Source organism: Pseudomonas sp. JV449, assembly GCF_032424295.1.
In the GTDB taxonomy this organism is placed as follows: Bacteria; Pseudomonadota; Gammaproteobacteria; order Pseudomonadales; family Pseudomonadaceae; genus Aquipseudomonas; species Aquipseudomonas marginalis.
This window is the reverse complement of sequence record NZ_VYKD01000026.1, coordinates 79,954-86,372: the sequence shown is the minus strand read 5'-3', so window position 1 is coordinate 86,372 and position 6,419 is coordinate 79,954. Positions and strand designations below refer to the sequence as shown.

Genomic DNA, 6,419 nt, shown 5'->3' with positions numbered 1-6,419 from the left:
TTTTCCACAGGGCGATGTCGGCGGTCATGTTGACCTCTTGCGGCATCCAGTGGTTGGCGCAGCCGTCGAGGTACTTCTGCCAGGCCCAGTCGTACTTGAAGGGCACGAGTTGGTTGAGGTCGGCGCGGCAGTTGATCATGCGCTTTTCGTCAACGGCGACGCGGGCGGAGGCGCCTTCGAGTTCGGCGAGGCCTTCGGCGACGTCGAGTTTGTCCAGGGCGGCCTTGGCGCGCACGATGGCGGCGGAGTCACTGGCGGTGACGGCGCGTGCTTCGATGGCGGCAGCGGCACCGGCACCGTCGAGGCGGTCCATGTTGGCTTCGGTGGCGTGGCCGGCGTTGGCGCCTTTGGTGGCTACTTCACCGTCTTCTTCTTTGTCGAATTCGTCCCAGCTCAGCATGACGTGTCGTCTCCTGCGTGAGGGCTCAAAGGTGCCCGTGTGAAACCGGATGGTTGGGTGTTCACACGGCCCTCGGGCCGCGGTGGATCTTAAGGAATCGTTTGTTGCAACAGCTCGCGCAGGCAAATAAACGGAATTGGGTAACGGGTACTGCATGAGGCTTGAGGGGCGGAGCGGTGGATGCATACTCCAGCGCAGGCTCAAGATCTGGCTCTTCGTCCCTGTGTAAAGGGATATTGCAGGCCCGATTTACCCGCGCATTATAGGGAAAAATTCGGCTTTGTGTTGCGGCGGATGGTCTCGGATCAGAGACAAAAAGGCGGCTATTTGAGCCAGAGTGAGGGTTTGCGGGGGGTTGATGGGGTAGGAAATTTTTGACGGGCGGTGGGCTATTTATTGTGGGGAAGAGGGGAGGGCTTTTTGAGGGCGGGAAGGGAGGACCGGTTCTTTGCCGCAAGAACGATTTCTTGCGGCGAATAAGATCCGGGTCTGTTCCAACTAACGAAGTTGTTATCCGTTAGAGCAACCATTACCCATGACATGGTAATTAAGGATATGGCGCTGACCCTGGGAGTCTTCATATTCCATCTTTACCGGCACAACTTCGCAGACTTCCGGGATTGTGCTCATGGACAATACTTTGGCCACGTCCAGCTTGGTGCTATAGGTGTAGTCCTCGACAATCGGGGCGTTCTGGCCGGCCAGCTCGGTCGGGGCCTCGTCGGCCAGGGCGGCGGTGGCGCACAAGCTGCTGAGGGCCATAACTACGAGAGCTTTCATTTCTTTACTTACCTTCTTCAGGGCGAAAGGGGTCACGGGGCCCTTGTGAGGCCACGTGTGTAACTTAGGATTGGTTAGTTCGGATTAACGTGCCTTCGTGGGGGCTGTTACGTTGTTAATCACTGTTGTGTTAATCACAATGCCTTGGTTGGCGGAAGTGATTCTAGGCCTGCGGGTTATATTCATATACCCGTGCTTTTGATAAAGACTATTGGCGGTTTTTGTAACAATCCCGTGATAAAGGTTTTTTCACCCACCCGCAAAGCCCCGCAGGCTGCGGGCCAGAGCGGTAAACGGGGATAGCAGGGCATTTTGTAGGGTCTTGTTACTACCATCGTCGAATGGTTCTATAGGCCCACCCCGGATACAACTGGGTCATACAACAACAACTATGTCACCGAGGTAAGAAAGATGAGTGCGGCTTCCCTGTACCCCGTTCGCCCCGAAGTAGCAGCCAACACGCTGACCGACGAGGCAACCTACAAGGCCATGTACCAGCAGTCGGTGGTCAACCCCGACGGTTTCTGGCGCGAGCAAGCCAAGCGCCTTGACTGGGTCAAGCCTTTCACCGCGGTGAAGCAGACCTCTTTCGACGATCACCATGTCGACATCAAGTGGTTCGCCGATGGCACCCTGAACGTTTCCTACAACTGCCTGGACCGTCACCTCGCCGAGCGCGGCGACCAGGCGGCGATCATCTGGGAGGGCGATGACCCGGCCGAGAGCCGTACCATCACCTACCGCGAGCTGCACGAAGAAGTCTGCAAGTTCGCCAACGCCCTGCGTGGCCAGGATGTACACCGCGGCGACGTGGTAACCATCTATATGCCGATGATTCCCGAAGCCGTGGTCGCCATGCTGGCGTGTACCCGCATCGGTGCGATCCATTCCGTGGTGTTTGGTGGTTTCTCGCCGGAGGCCCTGGCCGGTCGCATCATCGACTGTAAGTCGAAGGTGGTGATCACGGCCGATGAAGGCATTCGCGCCGGTAAGAAGATTCCGCTGAAGGCCAACGTCGACGACGCGCTGACCAACCCGGAAACCAGCAGCATCCAGAAGGTCATCGTGTGCAAGCGCACCAATGGTTCGATCAAGTGGAACCAGCATCGCGACATCTGGTACGAAGACCTGATGAAAGTGGCGGGCACCGTGTGTGCGCCCAAAGAGATGGGCGCCGAAGAAGCGCTATTCATCCTCTACACCTCAGGTTCCACCGGCAAGCCGAAAGGCGTGCAGCACACCACCGGCGGCTACCTGTTGTACGCGGCCCTGACCCACGAGCGCGTATTCGACTACCGCCCGGGCGAAATCTACTGGTGCACCGCCGACGTCGGCTGGGTCACCGGCCACACGTATATTGTCTACGGCCCGCTGGCCAATGGCGCGACCACCTTGCTGTTCGAAGGTGTGCCGAACTACCCGGACATTACCCGGGTGGGCAAGATCGTCGACAAGCACAAGGTCAATATCCTCTACACCGCCCCGACCGCGATCCGCGCGATGATGGCGTCCGGCACCGCTGCCTGCGAAGGCGTCGATGGCAGCAGCCTGCGCCTGTTGGGCTCGGTGGGTGAGCCGATCAACCCGGAAGCGTGGGACTGGTACTACAAGAATGTCGGCCAATCCCGTTGCCCGATCGTCGACACCTGGTGGCAGACCGAAACCGGCGCCACCCTGATGAGCCCGCTGCCGGGTGCCCATGCACTCAAGCCGGGTTCTGCCGCACGGCCGTTCTTCGGCGTGGTGCCGGCGCTGGTGGACAACCTGGGCAACATCATCGAAGGCGCCGCCGAAGGCAACCTGGTGATTCTCGACTCGTGGCCAGGCCAGGCCCGTACCCTGTACGGCGACCATGACCGTTTTGTCGACACGTACTTCAAGACCTTCCGTGGCATGTACTTCACCGGTGACGGCGCCCGTCGCGATGAAGATGGCTACTGGTGGATCACCGGCCGTGTGGATGACGTGTTGAACGTATCCGGCCACCGCATGGGCACCGCCGAGATCGAAAGCGCCATGGTTGCCCACCCTAAAGTCGCCGAAGCGGCGGTGGTGGGTGTGCCGCACGACATCAAGGGCCAGGGCATCTATGTGTACGTGACCCTGAAGAATGGCGAAGAACCCACCGAAGCCCTGCGCCTGGAGCTGAAGAACTGGGTGCGCAAGGAAATCGGGCCGATTGCCTCGCCGGATGTCATCCAGTGGGCACCGGGCTTGCCGAAGACGCGCTCGGGGAAAATCATGCGGCGTATCCTGCGCAAGATTGCCACGGCCGAGTACGACGGGCTGGGCGATATTTCCACCCTGGCGGACCCAGGTGTAGTGGCGCATTTGATTGAGACACACAAGACCATGAATGTCGCGTAAGGCGGGGTAGGTGGGAAAGAGCCCCATTCGGTGTATGCCGAGTGGGGCTTTTTTATGATTTCTCAAAATCACCGCCTTTCCTACATTTGGATTGCAATCCAAGGTGGGTAGGGGGGAGGGTCTGACAGGCCCGCATGATCATCAGGCAAATAAATATCGGTTTTTCGCGTAGGAGGTTTCTGAATGTTACCGAGTGGCACAAATGTGTAACCCATCGCCCAAACCTGAGGCAAAGGGCTACGCTTATGCCCCGAAAAACCGCGCCTTAGACACCCCGAGCCATAAGATTAAACGCCACACTTGCCGTGCTAGAAGGGTTTGCGAATAATAGGCCCGCAATTTGCAGCATCAACAGGTTTAATATCTTTTGTCTCTGCATAAAATTCAGAGGCTGTCAATGTGCTGGAACCGCTTTCTCAGTGCTTCTGTAAATTGTTGTCGCATTGAGGAAATATCGGCTTCCGGCCTGTCGTTAGAATGCCGATCACTCGCTCGTCGTCTCCACTGTTGAACTGGTGTAGGACGCAGCACCGCTATTCGGTTTCACTCAGTCGCATCGTGGGCCATGGCTCATACTGCTGTTTTGCCCTATACCGATGGAGTCCCAAGATGAAGAAACTCGTGCTGTTGGGCGCCCTGGCGCTGTCCGTGCTGTCCATGCAGGCTTTCGCTGAAGGCAAGCCCCTGAAAATTGGTATCGAAGCGGCCTACCCTCCGTTTGCCTCCAAGGCACCGGATGGCAGCATCGTCGGTTTTGACTACGACATCGGCAACGCCCTGTGCGAAGAGATGAAGGTCAAGTGCACCTGGGTCGAGCAAGAGTTCGACGGCCTGATCCCTGCGCTCAAAGTGCGCAAGATCGACGCGATCCTGTCGTCCATGTCCATCACGGAAGACCGCAAGAAGTCCGTGGACTTCACCAACCGTTACTACCTCAGCCCAGCGCAACTGGTGATGAAGGAAGGCACCACCGTCAGCGACAGCCTGGATGAATTGAAGGGCAAGAAGATCGGTGTGCAACGCGGTTCGATCCACGATCGTTTCGCCAAGGAAGTCTTGGCTCCTAAAGGCGCCACTGTTGTGCCTTACAGCTCGCAGAACGAAATCTACCTGGACGTGGAAGCCGGTCGCCTCGACGGCACCGTGGCCGACGCCACCCTGCTGCAAGACGGCTTCCTGAAGACGCCAGCCGGTAAAGGCTACGCGTTCGTGGGCCCACAGTTCACCGACGCCAAGTACTTCGGTGACGGCATCGGGATCGCCGTACGCAAAGGCGACAAGGAAAACCTCGACCGCATCAACGCAGCCATTGCCGCGATCCGTGCCAACGGCGAATACAAGAAAATCCAGGACAAGTACTTCGACTTCGATATTTACGGCGCTGACGCCAAGTAAATCGTCGCAGCGATCTGTCCGAAATGGCGCAAGCAACAGAATTCCTGCGGTTTGCGCCATTTTTTCATCCCCCTTTTCGAGGACCTGAATCATGTTGAAAGGCTACGGGGCCGTCATCCTCGATGGCGCATGGTTGACGCTTCAGCTCGCCTTGTCGTCCATGGCCTTGGCCATTGTTCTGGGTCTGATCGGGGTCGCGTTACGCCTGTCGCCGGTGCGCTGGTTGGCCTGGCTGGGTGACTTGTACTCCACGGTGATCCGCGGGATCCCCGACCTGGTGCTGATCCTGCTGATTTTCTACGGTGGTCAGGACCTGCTTAACCGCGTCGCGCCGATGCTCGGCTATGACGACTATATCGACTTGAACCCCTTGGCCGCCGGTATCGGCACCCTGGGTTTCATCTTTGGCGCCTACCTCTCGGAAACCTTCCGTGGCGCCTTCATGGCCATCCCCAAGGGCCAGGCTGAAGCCGGCCTGGCGTATGGCATGAGCAGCTTCCAGGTGTTTTTCCGGGTGATGGTGCCGCAGATGATCCGGCTGGCGATCCCCGGGTTTACCAACAACTGGCTGGTACTCACCAAGGCCACCGCGCTGATCTCGGTGGTGGGCCTGCAAGACATGATGTTCAAGGCCAAGCAGGCGGCTGATGCCACCCGCGAGCCTTTTACCTTCTTCCTCGCAGTGGCGGCGATGTACCTGGTGATCACCAGCGTGTCGTTGCTGGCCCTGCGTCATCTTGAGAAGCGCTACTCGGTAGGCGTAAGGGCGGCTGATCTATGATCTTCGACTACAACGTCATCTGGGAGGCCATGCCGCTGTACCTTGGCGGCCTGCTGACCACCCTGAAACTGCTCGCCATCTCGCTGTTCTTCGGCCTGCTCGCCGCCTTGCCCCTGGGCTTGATGCGTGTGTCCAAGCAACCGGTCGTCAACGGCGTTGCCTGGCTCTACACCTACGTGATCCGCGGCACGCCGATGCTGGTGCAGCTGTTCCTGATCTACTACGGCCTGGCGCAGTTCGAAGCGGTGCGCGAGAGCTTCCTGTGGCCGCTGCTGTCCAGTGCGACCTTCTGCGCGTGCCTGGCCTTTGCGATCAACACCAGCGCCTACACCGCCGAGATCATTGCCGGTAGCCTCAAGGCCACCCCCAATGGCGAGATCGAAGCGGCCAAGGCCATGGGCATGTCGCGCTACAAGCTGTACCGCCGCATCCTGCTGCCGTCGGCCCTGCGCCGCGCGCTACCGCAGTACAGCAACGAAGTGATCATGATGCTGCAGACCACCAGTCTCGCGTCCATCGTCACCCTGATCGACATCACCGGTGCCGCGCGCACGGTCAACGCGCAGTTTTACCTGCCGTTCGAAGCCTACATCACCGCCGGCGTGTTCTACCTGTGCCTGACCTTTATCCTGGTGCGCCTGTTCAAGTTGGCCGAGCGCCGCTGGCTGAGCTACCTGGCTCCACGGAAGCACTGAT

At 58.8% G+C, this 6,419-nt stretch carries 6 protein-coding genes; 4 read left to right on the top strand and 2 right to left on the bottom strand.

Annotated features, from left to right (window positions below; all coding sequences use genetic code 11):
• Together F6S08_RS23095 and F6S08_RS23090 are read right to left on the bottom strand one after the other, a co-directional pair.
• Window positions 1-400 (bottom strand): ribonucleotide-diphosphate reductase subunit beta (locus tag F6S08_RS23095; RefSeq protein WP_315872383.1); only part of this gene is annotated, 400 nt, incomplete at its 3' end.
• A 510-nt stretch (window positions 401-910) separates the two neighbouring features.
• Window positions 911-1,180, bottom strand: coding sequence for a DUF2790 domain-containing protein (locus F6S08_RS23090; protein ID WP_027607759.1), 270 nt, complete (start codon window positions 1,178-1,180; stop codon window positions 911-913).
• A 411-nt stretch (window positions 1,181-1,591) separates the two neighbouring features.
• Here F6S08_RS23090 and acs point away from each other — a divergent pair, with 411 nt between their 5' ends.
• The 4 genes from acs (at window position 1,592) to F6S08_RS23070 (ending at window position 6,418) form a co-directional block, all read left to right on the top strand.
• On the top strand, window positions 1,592-3,547 hold the full coding sequence (acs, locus tag F6S08_RS23085) for an acetate--CoA ligase (RefSeq protein ID WP_053140037.1): 1,956 nt from the start codon (window positions 1,592-1,594) through the stop codon (window positions 3,545-3,547).
• A 609-nt stretch (window positions 3,548-4,156) separates the two neighbouring features.
• Window positions 4,157-4,942 (top strand): ABC transporter substrate-binding protein, encoded by a 786-nt coding sequence (locus tag F6S08_RS23080; RefSeq protein WP_065926197.1) that lies wholly within the window; start codon window positions 4,157-4,159, stop codon window positions 4,940-4,942.
• Between the two features lie 91 nt (window positions 4,943-5,033).
• Window positions 5,034-5,723, top strand: coding sequence for an ABC transporter permease (locus F6S08_RS23075; RefSeq protein WP_010208305.1), 690 nt, complete (start codon window positions 5,034-5,036; stop codon window positions 5,721-5,723).
• A complete protein-coding gene (locus F6S08_RS23070; RefSeq protein WP_053140043.1) occupies window positions 5,720-6,418 on the top strand; it encodes an ABC transporter permease in 699 nt (232 codons plus the stop codon). Before F6S08_RS23075 ends, F6S08_RS23070 begins: the two co-directional genes overlap by 4 nt.
• Window position 6,419 lies beyond the last annotated feature (1 nt).

Coding starts and splice junctions, on each gene's coding strand:
- F6S08_RS23075 (WP_010208305.1), top strand. CDS start 5,034: ATGTTGAAAGGCTACGGGGCCGTCATCCTCGATGGCGCATGGTTGACG.
- F6S08_RS23070 (WP_053140043.1), top strand. CDS start 5,720: ATGATCTTCGACTACAACGTCATCTGGGAGGCCATGCCGCTGTACCTT.
- acs (WP_053140037.1), top strand. CDS start 1,592: ATGAGTGCGGCTTCCCTGTACCCCGTTCGCCCCGAAGTAGCAGCCAAC.
- F6S08_RS23080 (WP_065926197.1), top strand. CDS start 4,157: ATGAAGAAACTCGTGCTGTTGGGCGCCCTGGCGCTGTCCGTGCTGTCC.
- F6S08_RS23090 (WP_027607759.1), bottom strand. CDS start 1,180: ATGAAAGCTCTCGTAGTTATGGCCCTCAGCAGCTTGTGCGCCACCGCC.